At 64.5% G+C, this 18,117-nt stretch carries 20 protein-coding genes and 1 pseudogene; 10 read left to right on the forward strand and 11 right to left on the reverse strand.

The features are described 5' to 3' along the window. Positions 1-25 precede the first annotated feature (25 nt). Together QC826_RS11895 and QC826_RS11900 are read right to left on the reverse strand one after the other, a co-directional pair. Positions 26-319: a DUF2249 domain-containing protein gene (locus QC826_RS11895; protein ID WP_279765807.1), complete on the reverse strand. Its 294-nt coding sequence runs from the start codon at positions 317-319 to the stop codon at positions 26-28. Next, on the reverse strand, positions 316-813 hold the full coding sequence (locus QC826_RS11900) for a hemerythrin domain-containing protein (RefSeq protein ID WP_279765808.1): 498 nt from the start codon (positions 811-813) through the stop codon (positions 316-318). The genes QC826_RS11895 and QC826_RS11900 overlap by 4 nt, the downstream gene beginning before the upstream one ends. A 137-nt stretch (positions 814-950) precedes the next feature. On the opposite strand from QC826_RS11900, the gene QC826_RS11905 reads away from it, so the two are divergent. Then, positions 951-1,325, forward strand: a complete 375-nt coding sequence (locus tag QC826_RS11905; protein WP_279765809.1) for a putative zinc-binding protein — start codon at positions 951-953, stop codon at positions 1,323-1,325. Between the two features lie 34 nt (positions 1,326-1,359). Here QC826_RS11905 and QC826_RS11910 read toward each other — a convergent pair whose 3' ends face one another. From QC826_RS11910 to nirK, 6 genes and pseudogenes are all read right to left on the reverse strand, one after another. Beyond that, positions 1,360-2,142 carry an anaerobic ribonucleoside-triphosphate reductase activating protein gene (locus tag QC826_RS11910; RefSeq protein WP_279765810.1) on the reverse strand — a complete coding sequence of 261 codons (783 nt, stop codon included), beginning with the start codon at positions 2,140-2,142 and terminating at the stop codon, positions 1,360-1,362. A 1-nt stretch (position 2,143) separates the two neighbouring features. Then, positions 2,144-2,338 (reverse strand): anaerobic ribonucleoside-triphosphate reductase, encoded by a 195-nt coding sequence (gene nrdD / locus QC826_RS11915; protein WP_093390700.1) that lies wholly within the window; start codon positions 2,336-2,338, stop codon positions 2,144-2,146. Between the two features lie 41 nt (positions 2,339-2,379). Continuing rightward, entirely contained in the window at positions 2,380-4,389 is a 2,010-nt protein-coding gene (locus QC826_RS11920; RefSeq protein ID WP_409567800.1) for a ribonucleoside triphosphate reductase, read from the reverse strand. 129 nt (positions 4,390-4,518) lie between these two features. Then, positions 4,519-5,100 (reverse strand): SCO family protein, encoded by a 582-nt coding sequence (locus QC826_RS11925; RefSeq protein ID WP_279765812.1) that lies wholly within the window; start codon positions 5,098-5,100, stop codon positions 4,519-4,521. Continuing rightward, complete coding sequence (locus QC826_RS11930; RefSeq protein ID WP_279765813.1) at positions 5,097-5,999, reverse strand: formylglycine-generating enzyme family protein; 903 nt, start codon at positions 5,997-5,999, stop codon at positions 5,097-5,099. Before QC826_RS11930 ends, QC826_RS11925 begins: the two co-directional genes overlap by 4 nt. Then, positions 5,999-7,418: pseudogene (gene nirK, locus QC826_RS11935) on the reverse strand (copper-containing nitrite reductase). The gene QC826_RS11930 and the pseudogene nirK overlap by 1 nt, the downstream one beginning before the upstream one ends. Positions 7,419-7,681: 263 nt before the next feature. Between nirK and QC826_RS11940 the strand changes: the two are divergent. The 6 genes from QC826_RS11940 (at position 7,682) to QC826_RS11965 (ending at position 11,526) form a co-directional block, all read left to right on the forward strand. Beyond that, positions 7,682-8,350, forward strand: a complete 669-nt coding sequence (locus QC826_RS11940) for a TetR/AcrR family transcriptional regulator (protein ID WP_279765815.1) — start codon at positions 7,682-7,684, stop codon at positions 8,348-8,350. Beyond that, complete coding sequence (locus QC826_RS11945; RefSeq protein WP_279765816.1) at positions 8,347-8,754, forward strand: hypothetical protein; 408 nt, start codon at positions 8,347-8,349, stop codon at positions 8,752-8,754. The genes QC826_RS11940 and QC826_RS11945 overlap by 4 nt, the downstream gene beginning before the upstream one ends. A gap of 245 nt (positions 8,755-8,999) precedes the next feature. Then, a complete protein-coding gene (locus QC826_RS11950) occupies positions 9,000-9,728 on the forward strand; it encodes a hypothetical protein (protein ID WP_279765817.1) in 729 nt (242 codons plus the stop codon). Between the two features lie 173 nt (positions 9,729-9,901). Then, on the forward strand, positions 9,902-10,267 hold the full coding sequence (locus QC826_RS11955; RefSeq protein WP_279765818.1) for a nuclear transport factor 2 family protein: 366 nt from the start codon (positions 9,902-9,904) through the stop codon (positions 10,265-10,267). 168 nt (positions 10,268-10,435) lie between these two features. Continuing rightward, positions 10,436-11,200 (forward strand): hypothetical protein, encoded by a 765-nt coding sequence (locus tag QC826_RS11960; RefSeq protein ID WP_279765819.1) that lies wholly within the window; start codon positions 10,436-10,438, stop codon positions 11,198-11,200. After that, positions 11,197-11,526 carry a hypothetical protein gene (locus QC826_RS11965; RefSeq protein ID WP_279765820.1) on the forward strand — a complete coding sequence of 110 codons (330 nt, stop codon included), beginning with the start codon at positions 11,197-11,199 and terminating at the stop codon, positions 11,524-11,526. The genes QC826_RS11960 and QC826_RS11965 overlap by 4 nt, the downstream gene beginning before the upstream one ends. Before the next feature lie 67 nt (positions 11,527-11,593). On the opposite strand, the gene QC826_RS11970 is transcribed toward QC826_RS11965, so the two are convergent. The 3 genes from QC826_RS11970 to QC826_RS11980 all read right to left on the reverse strand — a co-directional run bounded on the left by QC826_RS11970 (position 11,594) and on the right by QC826_RS11980 (position 14,617). Continuing rightward, positions 11,594-11,971, reverse strand: a complete 378-nt coding sequence (locus QC826_RS11970) for a SirB2 family protein (protein WP_279765821.1) — start codon at positions 11,969-11,971, stop codon at positions 11,594-11,596. Positions 11,972-11,978: 7 nt separating this feature from the next. Further along, positions 11,979-12,251 carry a DUF2249 domain-containing protein gene (locus QC826_RS11975; protein WP_093390691.1) on the reverse strand — a complete coding sequence of 91 codons (273 nt, stop codon included), beginning with the start codon at positions 12,249-12,251 and terminating at the stop codon, positions 11,979-11,981. Between the two features lie 89 nt (positions 12,252-12,340). After that, positions 12,341-14,617, reverse strand: coding sequence for a nitric-oxide reductase large subunit (locus tag QC826_RS11980; RefSeq protein ID WP_093390690.1), 2,277 nt, complete (start codon positions 14,615-14,617; stop codon positions 12,341-12,343). Positions 14,618-14,827: 210 nt separating this feature from the next. Between QC826_RS11980 and QC826_RS11985 the strand changes: the two genes are divergently transcribed. The 3 genes from QC826_RS11985 (at position 14,828) to QC826_RS11995 (ending at position 18,111) form a co-directional block, all read left to right on the forward strand. After that, positions 14,828-15,310 carry an RrF2 family transcriptional regulator gene (locus QC826_RS11985; RefSeq protein WP_279765822.1) on the forward strand — a complete coding sequence of 161 codons (483 nt, stop codon included), beginning with the start codon at positions 14,828-14,830 and terminating at the stop codon, positions 15,308-15,310. Between the two features lie 185 nt (positions 15,311-15,495). Continuing rightward, positions 15,496-16,665 (forward strand): MFS transporter, encoded by a 1,170-nt coding sequence (locus QC826_RS11990; protein ID WP_245774470.1) that lies wholly within the window; start codon positions 15,496-15,498, stop codon positions 16,663-16,665. A 60-nt stretch (positions 16,666-16,725) separates the two neighbouring features. Continuing rightward, on the forward strand, positions 16,726-18,111 hold the full coding sequence (locus QC826_RS11995; protein ID WP_279765823.1) for a NarK family nitrate/nitrite MFS transporter: 1,386 nt from the start codon (positions 16,726-16,728) through the stop codon (positions 18,109-18,111). Positions 18,112-18,117: the final 6 nt, after the last annotated feature.

An 18,117-nucleotide genomic window follows, 5' to 3' on the forward strand; every position in this document is an offset into this window, starting at 1 on the left:
ACGGATGGCGTGGCAGGCGCGGAGCTCAAAGTGGTCGTTCCGCCTGTCCCGGAAGGGCGCCGCGCACCGGTTCCCAGATGCGCACTTCATAGCGGTAGTCGGCGCGCGCCGTGGTGCGGTGGGCGTAGCCGTTCTTTTCCAGGATGCCGTACAGCGGATGCGGCTCGCGGTCGATCAGCACGCACAGGCGCTGCTGCGGGCCGAGGTGGTCGAGCGCGTCGAGCACGCGCACCATCGGCTCCGGCGGCGCCAGGCCGCCGACGTCGAGTATGGTTTCTTCCCACTCGCCGTTGTTGGCGTCGTCGTAGGGTGCGTTCATGATGCGACTCCTTCCAGTTGCGTGTGCTCGGCTGGTGCGCCGTGGTGGCTGGACTTGGCCATCTCCGCCATCGCCGTCAACACGGCGGCGGCCTGCGCATCCTCCAGCAGGCGGTCGGCCATCGGGTAGAGGATGCCTTCCTCCTTCAGATTGTGCTGGCGCATCAGCATGCGCAGGGTGTCGGCGTGGTCGAAGAAGTCGTCCTGCTCGAGCTGCGAAATGGCCACGTGCATGTCCTGCAGGATGGCGCGCATATGGCTGTGTTCGCTACGCATGACGGCGGTGGGGCCGTTGGCGCTGCCCATGGCCTGCTCCAGCGCCGGGAACATCACCTGCTCCTCCATTGCCAGGTGGCCTTCCAGCTGGCGGCGGAAAATGGCGAATTCGACGCCGGCGGCGTCCCAGTCACCTTGGTTGACCAGCGCCTCCGCCTTGTCGTAGCGCGCGTCGCAGCTCTGGTGGTCCTGTTCCAGGTAATTGCCAATGGTGCTCATTCGATTTCCTTTTGCTTTCGCGTTGTTGTTGAGCCCATTGTCACACTCGGCCAAGGTCGGTTTCTTTGATACAAATCAAGGATTCGACCGATGCCCGCGCGTTACAGTTGTTCTACCCCAAATACGAAGGATCAGCTATGGCCGTCACGAATGTGGAACTGCCTCTGGTGTATGCCTGCTCGGGCTGCTCCAGCGCGGCGCAGATGGCCAATCACGTCGCCCTGCAGCTGGACCGGCGCGGCGCCGCGCAAATGTCCTGCATCGCGGGCGTCGGCGGCGACGTCGCGCCGCTGGTGCGGCTGGCCGCGTCGGGGCGGCGCATCGTCGCCATCGACGGCTGCGCGCTGGCCTGCGTGCGGCACTGTCTGGCGCGCCACGACATCGTCGCCGAGCGCCACGTGCTGTTGCAGGAGATGGGGGTGAAAAAGCAGTACCACGCCGACTTCGACCCGGAACAGGCCGAGCGGGTGGTACGCCATTTGATGAGCGAGTTGCAGGAGTTGGCGGCTTAGGGGACTGTTGAATCCCAACGGCGAAGAGCCAGGGTCAGACCCAAGGGTCTGACCCTAGATCCTGTCCCGGGTCAATGCGGCCGGCGCAGCGTGAAGCGGGGAACAGCGCCTCGACCTGGGCCACCACGTCGTGGCCGGGGTAGCCCGGCTGGGCGTGGGCCTTGAGCGCGGCGTCGTTGCAACCCTGCGGACGGAATTCTTGTAGCACGTAGTTGGTCACGCCCATGCCGGCCAGCGTGCCGGCCAGCGCGACGATGTCGCGCGGCCGCAGCAAGGTCGGATGGATGGTGGTGCGGCACTCGTAGTCGACGCCGCTGTCGACGATCAAGCGGGCGCAGGCCTGCGCCTGCTCGCCGCTGTCGGGCGCGCCGGTGATGCCGGCGTACTGCGCGAACGGCGCCTTGATGTCGAAGCCGACCCAGTCGATCAGCGGCAGCACCTCGGCCAGGCGCTCGGGGTAGATGCAGGCGGTGTGCAGGCCGACCTTGAAGCCGAGCGCGCGCGCCTGGCGCATGGCGCCGGCCAGCGCCGGGTCGATGGTCGGCTCGCCGCCGCTGAACACCACCGCGTCGATCAGGCCGACGCGGCGCTCCAGCAGCGCCATCACGTGCTGCCAGGGCATCGGGCTGTTTGCCGGGCGCGCCTGTAGATGGGGATTGTGGCAGTAGCCGCAGCGCCACGGGCAGCCCTGCACGAACACCACGGCCGACAACTGGCCGGGGTAGTCGGTGGCGCTGAACGGCGTGACGCCGCCCACCTTCAACTGGCGCGTCGCCGCTGCGGCGCCGCCGTCCATCCTCACCAGGCGCGCTTCCATCTTAGTGGCAGGTAGCCGCGCACGGCTCCTGGAAGTATTTACGCTCGTAGAACTCGCCTTTTTTGCCGGTGTTGAAGGACGAGACGGGGCGGTGGTAACCCATCACGCGGGTCCAAATTTCGCACGGTTGGCGCTCGCTGTCGTCCAGCATCACGGTTTGGTTGGCGGCGTGCAGGGTCAGGCTCAGATCGGTCATGGTGATTCCTTGGTCATTGTGGTTGAGGTGCGCAGCGTCGGTCAGGCGACGGCCAGCTGCTTTTTCGCGATCAGATCGGCATCGCATTTCGGGCAGAACTTGTGGCTGCCGTTCAAATAGCCGTGCTTCGGACAGATCGAGAAGGTCGGCGTGATCGTGATGTAGGGCAGGCCGAAGCGGCTCAGCGAGCGCTTGACCAGCGTGCGGCAGGCGTCGGCGCTGGACAGCGCCTCGGTCATGTACAAGTGCAGCACGGTGCCGCCGGTGTACTTGCGCTGCAGCTCGTCCTGCTGTTCCAGCGCCTCGAACGGGTCGTCGGTGTAGCCGACCGGCAGCTGCGAGGAGTTGGTGTAGTAGGGCATGTCGTCGGTGCCGGCCTGCAGGATCGCCGGAAAGCGCTTGCGGTCCTCCTTGGCGAAACGGTAGGTGGTGCCTTCGGCCGGCGTGGCCTCCAGGTTGTACATATGGCCGGTCTCTTCCTGGAACTCGAGCATGCGGGCGCGCACGTGGTCCAACAGGCGCAGGGCGAAGGCGCGGCCCCAGGTGCTGGTGATGTCGTGCTCGTCGCCGCTGAAGTTGCGCACCATCTCGTTGATGCCGTTCACACCCAGGGTGGAGAAGTGGTTGCGCAGCGTGCCCAGATAGCGTTTGGTGTAGGGGAACAGGCCGTTGTCCATATGCCGCTGGATCACCTTGCGCTTGATCTCCAGGCTCTGTTTGCCCAGCTCCATCAGGCGGTCCAGCGCGGCCAGCAGACCGTCCTCGTCGCCCTGGTGCAGGTGGCCGAGGCGGGCGCAGTTGATCGTCACCACGCCGAGCGAGCCGGTTTGCTCGGCCGAGCCGAACAGGCCGTTGCCGCGCTTGAGCAGTTCGCGCAGGTCGAGCTGCAGGCGGCAGCACATCGAGCGGATCATGTTCGGCTTGAGCTCCGAGTTGATGAAGTTCTGGAAGTAGGGCAGGCCGTAGCGCGCCGTCATCTCGAACAGCAGCTCGGCGTTCGGGCTGTGCCAGGCGAAGTCCTCGGTGATGTTGTAGGTCGGGATGGGGAAGGTGAAGGCGCGGCCCTTGGCGTCGCCCGTCATCATGATCTCGATGTAGGCGCGGTTGATCATGTCCATCTCGTCCTGCAGCTCGCCGTAGCAGAAGTCCATCTCCTGGCCGGCGATCAGCGGCACCTGCTCGCGCAGATCCTCGGGGCAGACCCAGTCGAAGGTCAGGTTGGTGAACGGTGTCTGGGTGCCCCAGCGCGACGGCACGTTGAGGTTGTAGATCAGCTCCTGGATGTACTGCTTGACGTCGGCGTAGCTCAGGCTGTCCTTGCGCACATAGGGCGCCATGTAGGTGTCGAAGGAGCTGAAGGCCTGCGCGCCGGCCCACTCGTTTTGCAGCGTGCCGAGGAAGTTGACGATCTGGCCGATGGCGCTCGACATGTGCTTAGGCGGGCCCGATTCGACCTTGCCTGGCACGCCGTTCAAGCCCTCGTTGAGCAGGGTGCGCAGCGACCAGCCGGCGCAGTAGCCGGCCAACATGTCGAGGTCGTGGATGTGCAGGTCGGCCTCGCGGTGGGCCTGGCCCACTTCCGGCGGATAGACGTGGTTGAGCCAGTAGTTGGCGATCACCTTGCCCGACACGTTGAGGATCAGGCCGCCCAGCGAGTAGCCCTGGTTGGCGTTGGCGTTGACGCGCCAGTCCTGCTGGTTGAGGTATTCGTTGATCGAGGACTCGACGTCGATCAGCGACTTGCGGTCTTGCCGCAGCGCCTGGTGCTGCGAACGGTAGATGACGTAGGCGCGCAGGGTTTTGCGGTAGCCGGCGTCGTACAGCACGTTCTCGACGATGTCCTGCAACACCTCGACGGTGAGCATGCTGTGGTGGTCGACGGCGCTGCGCCGCAGCACCACCGTTTGCGCCAGGTTGCCCGCCGTGTGGGCGTCGTATTCGCCGCTGGCCTCGCCGGCGCGCTGCAGCGCCGAGACGATCTTGGCGATGTCGAACGCCTGCGTGCTGCCGTCGCGTTTGATGATGTTGCTATGGAAATTAACTGCTGCCACGATCACTCCTCGTCACTAGATGTAGTTGGTACGAGTAGGTTAATCACTAGCTATGGTATGGTCAACCAAAGTTGTGGCAATTTCGCGGGTTCTTGATTCAAGTTAATTCCGTGGCCGTCCGGGCCGTTTTCAAGCCGTTTTCAGCGCCGCCAGCAGTTGTTTGACGAAGGCCGGATCGGGCGTCACGTCGAGCTTGCTGCTGGACGCCAGCACGCTGCCGGCGCCGTCGAGCAGGGTGATGCGGGTGGTGTGGTTGATCTCGCCGCCGCCCAGCACGCGGTACTTGATGTTGAGCGCCGAGGCCAGCATGCGGGTCTGGCTCTCGTCCTTGGCGACGGCGATGCGGAACTGGCGCGGGTCGAGCTTGTGGGTGGTCATCAGCTGGCTCAGCGAGCCGGGCGTGTCGTGGAAGGGGTCGAGGCTGACCATCAGCACGGTGAGCTTCTTGCCGCTGGCGCCGAGCGCCGTCACGGTCTGCTTGAGGTTCTCGATGACGATCGGGCAGGCGGTGTTGCAGTCGCCGTAGAACATGGTGACCAGCAGCGGCTTGCCGGCCAGGTCGGCCAGGGTGAAGCGCTGGTTCTGCGTGTCCACCAGCGCGGTGTTGAGGCGGTACAGGGAATCGCCGGGCAGGGCGGCGGCGTGCAAGCCGCTCAGCGGGGCGACGGCCGCCGCCAGCGCGGCGCATTGCAGGAAGGTGCGGCGTTTCATGGTGTGCTTTCTTTGATTGTGGGGACGGCGTCGCGGGCGCAGCGGAAGCCCAGGTTGGCGCCGTCCTGGTTGCTCTCCATCGCGGCCAGCAGGGCCAGGCGCATCAGCACCGCGTAGTTGCGCCGGTCGGCCAGGGTGACGGCGGCGCCGCCGCAGTAGTCGAGCTGCTTCTGCTCGCCCTTGGCGCGGCTGTCGGCGTTGACGAACAGGCCGTTGTAGTCCTCCACCCACTCCCACACCAGGCCGTGCATGTCCTGCATGCCGTAGTAGTTGGGCGTGCCCTGGCCGATGGCGCCGGGCGGCGTGTTGCCGGGACGGGAGTACCAGTTGAGGATGCGCGCCAGCCAGAGCGGATCGTCGCGCGCGTCGGCGCGGCTGTCGTCGGCGGCGCCGGCGAACTCCCACTCGTGCCAGCGCGGCAGGCGCGCCTGCTCGCTGGCGCAATAGGCCTGGGCGGCGTACCAGCTGACGTTGACGACGGGGGCGTTGTCGGCCAGCGGCGCCGGATCGTCGGCGCCGCTCCAGCCGCGTAAATAGGTGGAGCCGGCGAACAGCGCGGCCACGTCGCCGCGGCGCCACTCGGGATGTTGTTGGATAAAGGCGCGGAACTCGGCGTTGCTGACCGGCCGCGTGCGCAGTTGGAACGGCGCCACCAGCGCCGGCGAGTCGACGCCGTCGCCGGGCAGCACGCTGCGCAGCAGGCCGCCGCGCACCGGGCGGTAGTCGCCGCCCATGCCGGCGCGGGCGGCCAGCACCGCCGGCGCCGCGCCTGTTTGACTGACTGGAGTGATCGGAGCGCCGTCCGCGCAGAGGGCACTGGCGGCGCTGCCGGCATACAGCAGGCCGACCAGGGCCGCCCGCGCCGCCAGTGTGGCGCGGCGAGGCAGGCCCGGACGCATTACTTCACCTTGCGCATATCGCGCACTTGGGCCGGCGTCAGCACCGGTTTGCCTTTGTTGAAGTCGGTGCTGACATAGTTGATGACAGCGGCGACATCCTCATCGCTCAGGTCCCTGCGGCGGCATCACGCCGTTGTAGTGCTCACCGTTGACCACCAGCTCGCCGCTGCGGCCGTTGATGACGATGTGGCCCATCTCGTAAGGACGCTCCTGGAAGAAGTCCGAGTTGGCCAGCGGCGGGAAGACCCCGGCGACGCCCTTGCCGTCGGACTGGTGGCAGGCGGCGCAATTGGCCTCGTAGACTTCCTTGCCGCGCACCTTCTGCGCCGGCGTGACGGCCACGGCCGGTTTGGCGGCCGCCTTGGCGGCCGGCTTGGCGCCTGGCAGCGGGGTCTTGACGCCCTTGCCGTAGATGGCGAAGTTGTCCGGGCCGCTGACCGCCATCAGGCCGATGGCGCCCTTGTTGAAGGCCCGCGTCAGCGAGTGGTCGACGATGGTCAGGTTGCCCGGCACGCGCGGGGTGAACTCGACGATGGCCGAGCCGCCGGCCGGCACCATGGTGGTCTGCACGTTTTCCTGGAAGTGCTTGCCGCCCTCGGTGTAGACCTTGTCGAAGATCGCGCCGATGATGTGGAAGCTGGAGGTGGTGTTCGGGCCGCCGACGCCGAAGTACATGCGCACCGACTCGTTGGTCTTGGCGGTCAGCGAGCCGGCGCCGGTCAGCGCGCCGTCGGCGCCGTTGAACAGCACGTAGGTTGGCTTCTCGTCGATGGCCTTTTGCATGTCGAAGGCCTGCAGGCCGGGCGCGCGGTAGCCGCCGGTGGTGTAGAAGTCGCCCTGCATCACGTAGTATTCCTTGTCGACCGGGGTCATGCCTTCTTTAGGCTCGACCAGGATCATGCCGTACATGCCGTTGGCGACGTGCATGCCGACCGGCGCGGTGGCGCAGTGGTAGACGTACAGGCCGGCGTTGAGCGCCTTGAAGGTGAAGCTGGCCTCGTTGCCCGGGGCGATCAGGGTCTGGCCGGCGCCGCCGCCCGGGCCGGTCACGGCGTGCAGGTCGATATTGTGCGGCAGTTTGTTGTCAGGCAGGTTCAGCAGGTGAAGTTCGACGGTGTCGCCCTCGCGCACACGGATCATCTTGCCCGGCACGGTGCCGCCGAAGGTCCAGAAGGTGTAACGGGTGCCCGGCGCGATCTCGCGCTCGATTTCCTCGACGGTCAGGTTGACCACCACGTGGGCAGCGGTCTTGCGGGTGATGCGCGGCGGCAGCGATGGCGGCGCCACCAGCTCCTGCACCACGATGGGCAAGCCGTCGGCCGCCAGCGTGGCGACAGGGGCGCTGCCGACTGGGGACATGCAGAGGGCGGCGGTTACACCGGCGAGCCAGGAGGCGGCAAGTTTGTGGGTCTTCTTCATGTGGTTCACCTTGTTTTTTTGTAGGGGGCATGACATCGCTCAAAAACTTGATGTCGTAGCCATGCTATGCGTACGTGGAAACACTTTCCTTGATCTAGATCGTATATTCAGACAACTAAGACGGCGGGTGTTGCTCGAATGCAGCGGGCTTGATCTGGATTTAGATTGCCCGGCCCAGGCTTGCTTGGTTTTCCATGTAGCTGGTAGCGGAATATTATTGAACACTGTATAGTTATAGGCATTGTTCAACAATAAGGCCAGACATGACGACCGTCGACACCTCCCGCGCCGACCCGGCGCCGCCCGGCCGCCGCGCGCGCAAACTGCAACAGTCCAAGGAGCACTTGCTGCACTGCGCCTGGGCATTGTTCGAGGAGTTGGGTTACGAGGCGGTGACGATGGAGGCCATCGCCCATGCCGCCGACGTCGCGCGCGGCACCCTGTACAAGCATTTTCCGGCCAAGGAAGCCCTTATCCAGCAACGCTTCCAAGACGACTTGCAGTTGCTCCGCGCCGACGCGCGCGCCGTGGCGCCGGGCCTGCCCGGTATCGCCGCGCGCTTCCTCCATGTGTTCGAGATAGAGGCTGCCTACGCCGAAAGCATGCGCGCCTATGTCGCTCCCTACCTCTACTACCGCTTGGGCCGCCAGCAGCTTAGCCAAAATTCGCCCGAGCGCGACGATTTTGAATGCCTGATCGTCGACCTGATACGCCAAGGCCAGCGCGAAGGCGAGGTCGGCGCCGACGCCAGCGCCGAGCGGATGGCCGAATACCTGGTGTTCCTGCGCTTGGCCGTGCTGACGCGCTGGCTGGCCACCCCCGCCGCGCCGCTCGCGCCGCACTACGCGGAAATGATCCAACTGTTTCTATACGGCGCCGCCACGCGGGCGGCGCCGGCCGTCCCTCCACCCATAAGCAAAGGAATTCAATGATGATCCGATTCAAGACCTTGGCGCAGCTCTCCAGCGCCCTCTGCGCCGTGCTCTTTTGTGCTTGGATGTTCGCACCCGCCACCTTGCTGCACACGTGGGACGTAGCATATGCCGAGTCGGCCGGAATCGTGGCGCGCCGCAATGCCGCGCTCTTCGCGGCGCTGGCGCTGACGCTTTACCTGGTGCGGGAGGCGCCGGCCGGGGTGGCCCGGGCCAGCGTGTGTGCCGGCTTCGCGCTGGGCAGCGCGATTCTGGCGGCGCTGGGCGTGTTTGAATTCGCCAGCGGCCACGCCGGCGCCGGCATCGGCAGCGCCGTCGTGGTCGAGATCGCGATGGCGGCGCTGTTCGCCCTGCGCTGGCGCGACGACCATGCCCAGCCGCGCCCGTCGCTGGCACGGCCCTGACATGCCGGGCGCAAGCTGGCGCTATTTGAAACTAGGTGGGGAAATCGTGTGCGAAGGTTTCGCCCGGCGAAGTTTCATCCATGCGGCGGCGCAGCCGTCGGACTGAGTTGGGTACACTGCGGTGTGATTCGTCGAGAAGTGCGCGGGGGCAATTCCAGGATGGTGTTACATTACCAATGTTGGTGTCACTTGCAATGCCGCCAGCTTCGCCCGGAAACCGGCTTCCCTTCACATACAGGACAACCATGTTAAGAAAACCCAGCCTCCAACTCGCCGCCATGCTGGCGCTGACCGCCACGGCCCACGCCCAGAACACACCCATCGTCATGGAAACCCTGGGCATCAAGATAGGCGATACCCCTGCGCAAATCGACAAGGTGTTGGTCGGCCAAGGCTACAAGCTGGTCGTCAAGGACGACTACGCGGCCGGCTTCGGCTTGCCGGCGCGGCCGCAGTATCGCGACTACCAGAAGCAGGTGGAGAAGGCGGGGAGCATGCCGAAAGAGTATGGCTATGTCAAAATCGGCTTCGGGCCGAAGTCGAGCACGGCAGTCGCCATCGCCCGCCGCGAGGCGTTTGACAAGCCGGTCTCGCGCGGCGAGATGGAAAAGGCCCTGCGCGCGAAGTACGGACCGACCACCAGCGACCCCAAGAGCACCTCCGGCGCGCTGGATTGGATCGCCTTCGCGCCGAACCCCAACAAGGTCAGTTTCAGCCCAGATCGCTGCAAGGCGCGCATGGGCGAGCAGGTCAACTACGGCAGCGATTACAAGCAATTGGCGTTTTGCAAGCAGACGCTGAGCGTCATCCTGTCCGAATCGTCGAACAGCGGCGTCGAGATCCAGAAGATCCAGGTCAGCATGGTCGACTTCGCCACCTATAACAGCGAGGGTTCGGCGCTGGCCGCCCTGGCCGAGCAAAAAAGGCAGGACGAGATCGAAAAGCGCAAGCAGCTTCCAGTTCCAAAACTCTAGTACCAACGGGGTGGAGCGCGGACGGCGGACGGCTGGTACTGGCGCCCGATCCGTGCGCGATCTGCCGCCTTCCCGCCAACATATTGACCGCATGAGCCACCACGATGAAACTTAAAGCCGTATTTTTTGGAATGATGTGCATGACCTCCGTCGTGTTTGCGCAGGATACGGAAATGGCCGCCGCAACGGTGCCGCTGCAAAACTACATCCGCGCCCACGAGACCGGCAACGCCGACTTCGTGCGCAAGGCCTTCGCCAGCGATGCCAGAGTCTCCGGCTACATGGGCGGCAAGCTGATTTCCTGGAGCGTTGAGCAGTATGCCGGCCGCTTCAACGGCAAAGCGGCGAGTGACGAGGCGCAACGCAAGCGCAGCTTTGAAATCGTCGACCTGACGCTGGACGCCGCCGTCGGCAAGGTGGTGCTGGACTATCCCAGCATCAAGTTTGTCGACTACATGACGCTGCTGAAGATCGACGGCGAATGGAAAATCGTCAATAAGTCCTTCAACGCGCAAGTCAAGCCGGCGCCACAGAAGTAGTACCTCGGGGACGTTGTCCAGGCCGCCCCGCAACGCGGTTCTCCGCTTCATCAGGCGTATGCTTGCTGAGGCGGCGATTAGGACTCGTTTGATCTACGTCCGTCGCCGGCGACTTCGGCGTGTAGCAAGCACTGCTAGACTGTTTCAAAACAGCGGTCGTGCTCATCCATGCCATTCATTCGAGAATTTGAGGAAGGAATAGTTCAGCCAATTGAACGGCTGTTGGAGGGACATTACCTAACTGAGCAATTCTTTCAAGGGCATCTCTATCTGGCAATTGCTGCGGATAAGTCTTTTCCGGGGATGGACATTGAGCGTCCCAATGGAGGCATGACGACGCTGGACGCCAAGGCGTTGGGGCGCCTCTGCATGATTCCAGATGAGTACGTTGTTTCCAATTTAAGAAGGCACGAAAGAGGCCCTATTCCGGCTGGCATCGCGATTCAATCCACGGGGCCATTTTTACCCGAAGGGTCGGAAAACTGCACTGTTTTGTACCGGGAGGCGGAGCTGGCCGGGACGGCGCTCGATTCGCTGTATGTCGCATCTCTTTACTTGTCACCCGACGCACCCGACAGGTTGGGGACGGTAGGTGTGGGATTGATGGCGGTCTCGGCTTACCGGCTCGGTTTCCAACGCATTCGACTGTTTGCCGCCGGACGCGGACCAGTCGATCCGGAAGGATACATGGGCTTTGACTTCTGGCCGAAGGTTGGCTTAGATGCGCCATTGCTTCCGGTGGACTTGAACAGATCGGGAGCGCAACATCTTCAGGGCTGCCAGTCGATCCAGGATGTCCGTCAACGCGATCCGGCTTGGTGGCCGAATCGAGGATGGCCATGCGACATGTGTTTCGATTTGACGGCCGGCAGTCGGTCCTGGCGTGTTTTGCTAGAATATCTATTCGCTACATTGGCAGGAGATGCCAAATGAATGATGCAAAGAAACCCCCTCAGGGGCCGCCGGAGTGGTACAAGGTGGCGGCGCTTGCCCGGCGCAAGAAGGTTGCCGCCGGGCTGAGTCTGGCGGAGATAGCTGCCAATCAAATGCCTGGGCCGTGGCGTGTCTCCCTCAACGGACCTGGCGTCGCCTTCAGCCAGATCGTTGCAACGTTTGGCCGAAGCAAGATCGATATTCCAGAGACCCGGCGCAATGGCCCGACGCGACAAGCGGCGCCAGCCGAGCAGCCTGCGCCAGCGACGAAACCCATGGCCTCCCCGCAGCCCGTTCGCGGCCGCAGAAAACCCAAGATTGCATGAGGATGGGAAGCGGCCACCAGTTCTCGCCCGGCGGCTGCGGCTCGGGCCGGCGACGCGGCGCGCCGCCTTAGAACGGCAGCGCTTGCTTGCTGACGGCGACGGCGACGATGTAGCCGAAGCAGGCGAGGGCGGCGGCGAAGGCGCCGGCGCGCACGGCGCGGGTCTTGCCGCGCTTGAGGGCCACCGTGCCCAGCACGATGTAGAGCAGCAGGGCGAGCACCTTGGCGCTCAGCCAGCCCTGCGCCAAGGGATACTGGCCGCTGAGCACGGCCAGGGTGACGGCGCTGGCCAGCAGCGCCGTGTCGATAATATGCGGGGCCACGCGCACCCAGCGCTGTTGCAGCCGGGCCGGCTGGAACAGCATCCAGCATCCCCGCAACAGGAACAGGCCGCCGCTGAGGGCGGCGCAGCTCATGTGCAGGTACTTCAGCGCGTAGTAATCCATAAAAAGCTTAGTCCAGCGATTCGGTGACCAGGAAGTCGATGATGATCTCGCCGGGTTGGCGCGACAAATAGGCGATCTTCACCTTGGAGCCGAAGAAATTGTTGATCTGCTGGAGCAGCGGGATCGGGTCGTGGTCGTTGCAGAACCGCATGACTTCTCCAGGGTTGAGGGAATCGAGCGCGCCGAAGATGGCGGCGTGGCGGAAGCGCTTGGCGACACCGCGCGCGTCGAATGGGTAGATGCCTTCGGGACCGGTGGGACGCGAGCAATCGTGTGACATTTTATAAACTCCTGGCAATTTAGTCAAAGCGGGGAGGCGGCCGATCGGCGCGCCTCCCCGGGGTGGTGCTGCTTACTTCAGTTCAGACCTTAGGCGCGGTTGCTGCCGGCCACGGTTTGCGTGGCGCTGGCTTTCTTGCCGCCGGTCATCAGGCGCCAGGCGAACAGCGCCAGGAACACCGTGCCGATGGAGAACACCACGTCGCCGGGGACGCGCATCCAGACCAGCGTTTCCATCACTTTCGAGTGGATCAGCTCAGGCGAACGGGCGAACCACATGCCGGTGGTGACGCTGGCATAGGCCTGGTAGATACCGGCCGGCACCAGCGAGATGAACACCATCATGCCCAGGCCGATGTTGATCATCCAGAACATCGGTGCCAACAGGCGGTCGGACCAGGCGGCGCGGTCGCTCAGGCCGCGCAGGCAGAACAACAGCAGGCCGATGCCGAGCATGCCGTAGACACCGAACAGGGCGGCGTGGCCGTGGGCGGCGGTCAGGTTCAGACCTTGCATGTAGTACAGGGCGATCGGCGTGTTGATCGCGAAGCCCAGCAGGCCGGCGCCGATGGTGTTCCAGAAGCCGACGGCGATGAAGCACAGGATCGACCATTTGTAGGTGGCGACCCACGGTGCCACTTTCGAGCGCTGGTAGTTGCGGTAGGCTTCGATGCCGATCAGCGACAGCGGCACCACTTCCAGGGCCGAGAACATGGCGCCGATGGCGATCACGAAGGTCGGCGTGCCGGTGAAGTACAGGTGGTGCAGGGTGCCGAGGATGCCGCCGAACAGGAAGACGATGGTCTCGAGCACGATGGCGCTGTTGGCGGTGGCGGCACGGATCAGGCCCAGACGGGTGAACAGCAGGGCGATGACGGCGGTGGCGAAGACCTCGAAGAAGCCCTCGACCCACAGGTGGACCAACCACCAGCGCCAGTATTCGATCATCGAATAGTGGGTTTGACGGCCCCAGGTCAGCGAGGTGGCGTAGAAGCCGCCGATGCACAGCGCGGCGAGGAACACCATGACGATCAGGCCGCGGCTTTCCGACGGGGTTTTCAGCGCGGGCCAGAGGGCGCGGCCGAGCAGGGTGACCCAGAACAGCAGGCCGACGAACAGCAGGATCTGCCAGATGCGGCCCATGCTGGTGAACTCCAGGCCCTGGTTACCGATCCAGAAGGCGAAGGCGGTACCCTTGTGTTGCAGCGAGCCGATCCAGCCGAAGGCGGTCGAGCCGACCACGATGAACAGCAGCGCGTAGAACAGCAGGTTGACGCCCAGCTTTTGGAACTTCGGCTCGTGGCCGGAGATGGCGGGGGCGATGTACAGGCCGGTGGCCAGCCAGGCGGTGGCGATCCACAGCACGGCGAACTGGGTGTGGATGGTGCGGCTGACGACGAACGGCAGGATCTCGGCCAGCGGGTAGCCGAAGAAGCTTTGACCCTCGACGGCGTAGTGGGCGGTGATCACGCCCATGCCGACCTGGGCCAGGATCAGGCCGATGACGACGAAGAAGTATTTCTTGGTGGCCAGCATGGACGGCGTTGGCTTCAGGTTGAACAGCGGGTCGGCCTTGGGCGCGACCGGGTCGGCCTCCTCCTTGGCGGTCGAGTGCAGCATCACCATGCCGGCGATGGCGCCGATCATCAGGATGATACTGGCGATCGACCAGATGCCGGCGCCGGCGCTGGGACGGTTGTCGACCAGCGGTTCGTGCGGCCAGTTGCTGGTGTAGCTCAGGTCGACCTCGTTGGGACGGTCGGTGGCGGCGGCCCAGGCGGACCAGAAGACGAAGGCCGGCAGGGCTTGCAGGTCGTCCTGGTCGGTCAGCGAGTTGCTGTTCATGGCGTACTGGCTGCGCAGGGCGTCGAGTTCGCGGGCGTCGCCGAACAAGCCCATATAGTGCTTGGCGACCTGGCGCACGGCTTCGGCCCGGTCGGCCGACAGCGTGATGGTGGCGCTGTTGGCGTCGTAGCTGTTGCGCCGCATCTCTTCCTTCAGGCGGGCGTTCAGCGCGCCTTTCTTGGACACGTCGAGCTGCTCGAAAGGAGCGCCAAATTCACGCTGGGCCCAGATCTCGCGCAGGGCGACGGCTTCGCGGTGCAGCCAGTCGGCCGACCAGTCCGGCGCCACGTAGCTGCCGTGGCCCCAGACGCTGCCGAGCTGCTGGCCGCCGGCCGACAGCCAGGCTTCCTGGCCGCGGGTGACCTGGCCTTCGGAGAACAGCACCTTACCTTCGATGCTGACCACTTGTTTGGGAATCGGCGGCGCGGTCAGATAGATCTCCGCACCCACCCAGCCGAGAACGGCGAAGGAGAATACGCAGATAACCGCGAGCCAGGTCCAGAGTTTGCGCGTAGCGTGCATGGCTTGGTTCCTCTTTGTTGTAGTTGAAAAACTTTGCGAACCGGCACTAACCGGATCGTCTGACGTCGATTCTAGGCAAGTTTTTTAAAGATGTATATTCGATGCCTGTTTTTCTTGATCCAGGTTATGAACATACATTTGAAATGCATCAATAATACGGTCTGGCCAGTATGGTGCTGGCCACCCCCTATTTTTTGAACGGATGCAAGCATGAGGCTGACCGCATACACCGACTACACCTTGCGCGCCCTGATCTTCCTGGCCGGCAACCGCGAGCGCCTGGTCAAGATCCAGGACATCGCCGACCAGCACGGCATTTCCAAGAACCACCTGACCAAGGTGGTCTACCAGCTGGGCCTGAGCGGCCTGATCCAGACGGTGCGCGGCCGCAACGGCGGCCTGCGCCTGGCGCGCGAACCCGAGGCCATCAATATAGGCGCCGTGGTGCGCGGCACCGAGAGCGACTTCTTCATGGCCGCCTGCTTCGACGCCGGCCGCGAGGCCTGCCCCTACGCCGAGTGCTGCGGCCTGAAGGGCCTGCTGGGCCGCGCCACCGCCGCCTACCTGGCGGTGCTCGACGCGGCCAGCCTGGCCGACCTGCTGGCGCCGCCGCAACTGGCCTCCGGCGAGCTCACCCAGCAGCCGTGGCAGCGCATGCTGCCCGGGACTAGTCACTTTGGCGGAGGACGCTAGGTAGATTGCCTTGTTGAATTATCCCTCCGGCCAATAGTGTCTTTGAGCACCACCGCGTACCCTGACGTCATCGGATTGTGTCTGTCGGGAGAAGGAAAGTGGCAACTACTGTAAATAGCAACAACAAGGCGGTTCAGGTGCTGGTGAGCAGCACCTTTGCCTTCACGATCTGTTTCGCCATCTGGATGATGTTCGCCGTGCTCGGCATCCCCATCAAGAAGCAACTCGGCCTCAACGAGACCGAATTCGGCCTGTTGGCCGCCATGCCTGTGCTCAGCGGCTCGCTGGTGCGGGTGCCGCTGGGCATCTGGTGCGACAAGTTCGGCGGCCGCATCGTGTTCTTCCTGCTGATGCTGGCCACCGTGGTGCCGATCTACCTGATCGGCCTGGCGACGGCCTACTGGCAGTTTCTGGTGCTGGGCCTGTTCGTCGGCCTGGCCGGCGGCTCCTTCTCGGTCGGCACGCCCTACGTGGCGCGCTGGTTCCCCAAGGAGCGCCGTGGTCTGGCGATGGGCATCTTCGGCGCCGGTAACTCCGGTTCCGCGCTGACCAAGTTCGTCGCGCCGGCCATCATCGCCGCCTGGGGTTGGCAGAGCCTGCCCACCGTCTACGCCGTCGCCATGCTGGTGACCGCGTTGGCGTTCTGGGCCTTCTCGGCCAGCGACCCGTCGCACCTGGTGTCGGGCACGGTGACCTTCGCCGAACAGATGAAGGTGCTGAAGGACCGCCGCGTATGGCGCTACTGCCAGTACTACTCGGTGGTGTTCGGCGGCTACGTCGGCCTGGCGCTGTGGATGACCAAATACTACGTCGCCGAATACGGCTTCGACCTGCGCCTGGCGGCCCTGCTGGCGGCCTGCTTCTCGCTGCCCGGCGGCGTGCTGCGCGCCATGGGCGGCTGGATCTCGGACCGCTACGGCGCCTACAAGGTGACCTGGTGGGTGATGTGGGTGTGCTGGGTCTGCTTCTTCCTGCTGTCGTATCCGCAGACCAGCATGATCATCAAGACCGTCAAGGGCGACATGGTGATGAACCTGGGCCTGACGCCGTGGATGTTCACCGTGCTGCTGTTCGTGGTCGGCACCGCCATGGCGATCGGCAAGGCCTCGGTGTTCAAGTTCATCGGCGACGAGTTCACCGACAACATCGGCGCCGTCTCCGGCGTGGTCGGCCTGGCCGGCGGCCTGGGTGGCTTCATCCTGCCGATCATGTTCGGCGCCCTGGTCGATTTGACCGGTGTACGGTCGAGCGCCTTCATGCTGTTGTACGGCACGGTCTGTGTTTCGCTGATCTGGATGCATTACTCCTTCCCTCCGGCCGAAAAGGCGCCGGCGGCCACCGCTGTAGCAGCCTGACAGGCCGCGAAGAACTTAATAATTGGGCGCATCACGCGCAAGACGAATCAGGAGATTGAAATGAGCAAATATTTGATCAACACGTGGGAGCCAGAGGCACCCGCATTCTGGAAGAGCGAAGGACGCGGCACCGCCAACCGCAACCTGTGGCTGTCCATCCCCGCGCTGGCGCTGGCCTTCGCCGTATGGATGGTGTGGAGCGTGGTGGTGGTCAACCTGCCGACCATCGGCTTCAAGTACAGCACCAACCAGCTGTTCTGGCTGACCGCCTTGCCCGGCCTGTCCGGCGCCACCTTGCGCATCTTCTACTCCTTCATGGTGCCGATCTTCGGCGGCCGCAAGTGGACCACCATCTCCACCGCCTCGCTGCTGATCCCGGCGATCGGCATCGGCATGGCGGTGCAGGACACCACCACCGGCTACCCGACCATGTTGATCCTGGCGCTGCTGTGCGGCTTCGGCGGCGGCAACTTCGCCTCGTCGATGGCCAACATCAGCTTCTTCTTCCCCAAGGCGCAGAAGGGCTACGCGCTGGGCATGAACGCCGGCCTGGGCAACCTGGGCGTGTCGGCCGTGCAGTTCATCGTGCCTCTGGTGATCACCGCCGGCGTCTTCGGCAGCCTGGGCGGCGAAGCACAGACCGTCACCAAGCTGGGCCACCAAAGCAGCATGTGGTTGCAGAACGCCGGTTTCATCTGGGTGCCCTTCATCACCGTCAGCGCCGTCCTGGCCTGGTTCGGCATGAACGACCTGGCCTCGGCCAAGGCCTCCTTCGCCGAACAGGCGGTGATCTTCAAGCGCAAGCATAACTGGCTGATGTGCTGGCTCTACACCGGCACCTTCGGCTCCTTCATCGGCTATTCGGCCGGCTTCCCGCTGCTGATCAAGACCCAGTTCCCCGACGTCAACCCGCTGCAGTACGCCTTCCTCGGCCCGCTGGTCGGCGCCCTGGCCCGCGTTGTCGGCGGCATCATCGCCGACAAGCTGGGCGGCGCCAAGGTCACCGTCTGGACCTTCGTCGTCATGTGCCTGGCCGTCTACGGCGTGGTGCAGTTCCTGCCGCACGGCGGCGTGGCCGGCAACTTCACCGGTTTCTTCTGGATGTTCATGCTGCTGTTCGCCGGCACCGGCGTCGGCAACGCCTCGACCTTCCGCATGATCCCGGTGATCTTCCTGACCGAGCGCCAACGCGCCGCCGCCGGCAAGCCGAAGGCCGTGCAGGAGCAGGCCATCGTCGACGCCAACAAAGAGGGCGCCGCCGTGCTGGGCTTCACCTCGGCCGTGGCCGCCTATGGCGCCTTCTTCATTCCGAAGAGCTACGGCACCTCGATCGCCCTGACCGGCGGTCCGGACGCCGCGCTGTGGGGCTTCGTCGGCTTCTACATCAGCTGCATCGCCATCACCTGGTGGTGCTACGCCCGTAAAAACGCGGCCATGCCTTGCTGATCGGAG

The organism is Rugamonas sp. DEMB1 (genome assembly GCF_029834475.1).
GTDB lineage: Bacteria > Pseudomonadota > Gammaproteobacteria > Burkholderiales > Burkholderiaceae_D > Rugamonas > Rugamonas rubra.

Excerpts from the sequence above, each read along its gene's own strand:
- QC826_RS11895 (WP_279765807.1), bottom strand. The coding sequence starts at position 319 with ATGAACGCACCCTACGACGACGCCAACAACGGCGAGTGGGAAGAAACC.
- QC826_RS11900 (WP_279765808.1), bottom strand. The coding sequence starts at position 813 with ATGAGCACCATTGGCAATTACCTGGAACAGGACCACCAGAGCTGCGAC.
- QC826_RS11925 (WP_279765812.1), bottom strand. The coding sequence starts at position 5,100 with ATGAAACGCCGCACCTTCCTGCAATGCGCCGCGCTGGCGGCGGCCGTC.
- QC826_RS11990 (WP_245774470.1), top strand. The coding sequence starts at position 15,496 with ATGATGTTCGCCGTGCTCGGCATCCCCATCAAGAAGCAACTCGGCCTC.
- QC826_RS11995 (WP_279765823.1), top strand. The coding sequence starts at position 16,726 with ATGAGCAAATATTTGATCAACACGTGGGAGCCAGAGGCACCCGCATTC.
- QC826_RS11930 (WP_279765813.1), bottom strand. The coding sequence starts at position 5,999 with ATGCGTCCGGGCCTGCCTCGCCGCGCCACACTGGCGGCGCGGGCGGCC.
- QC826_RS11940 (WP_279765815.1), top strand. The coding sequence starts at position 7,682 with ATGACGACCGTCGACACCTCCCGCGCCGACCCGGCGCCGCCCGGCCGC.
- QC826_RS11905 (WP_279765809.1), top strand. The coding sequence starts at position 951 with ATGGCCGTCACGAATGTGGAACTGCCTCTGGTGTATGCCTGCTCGGGC.
- QC826_RS11955 (WP_279765818.1), top strand. The coding sequence starts at position 9,902 with ATGGCCGCCGCAACGGTGCCGCTGCAAAACTACATCCGCGCCCACGAG.
- QC826_RS11965 (WP_279765820.1), top strand. The coding sequence starts at position 11,197 with ATGAATGATGCAAAGAAACCCCCTCAGGGGCCGCCGGAGTGGTACAAG.
- QC826_RS11980 (WP_093390690.1), bottom strand. The coding sequence starts at position 14,617 with ATGCACGCTACGCGCAAACTCTGGACCTGGCTCGCGGTTATCTGCGTA.
- QC826_RS11970 (WP_279765821.1), bottom strand. The coding sequence starts at position 11,971 with ATGGATTACTACGCGCTGAAGTACCTGCACATGAGCTGCGCCGCCCTC.
- nrdD (WP_093390700.1), bottom strand. The coding sequence starts at position 2,338 with ATGACCGATCTGAGCCTGACCCTGCACGCCGCCAACCAAACCGTGATG.
- QC826_RS11975 (WP_093390691.1), bottom strand. The coding sequence starts at position 12,251 with ATGTCACACGATTGCTCGCGTCCCACCGGTCCCGAAGGCATCTACCCA.
- QC826_RS11985 (WP_279765822.1), top strand. The coding sequence starts at position 14,828 with ATGAGGCTGACCGCATACACCGACTACACCTTGCGCGCCCTGATCTTC.
- QC826_RS11910 (WP_279765810.1), bottom strand. The coding sequence starts at position 2,142 with ATGGAAGCGCGCCTGGTGAGGATGGACGGCGGCGCCGCAGCGGCGACG.
- QC826_RS11950 (WP_279765817.1), top strand. The coding sequence starts at position 9,000 with ATGTTAAGAAAACCCAGCCTCCAACTCGCCGCCATGCTGGCGCTGACC.
- QC826_RS11960 (WP_279765819.1), top strand. The coding sequence starts at position 10,436 with ATGCCATTCATTCGAGAATTTGAGGAAGGAATAGTTCAGCCAATTGAA.
- QC826_RS11945 (WP_279765816.1), top strand. The coding sequence starts at position 8,347 with ATGATGATCCGATTCAAGACCTTGGCGCAGCTCTCCAGCGCCCTCTGC.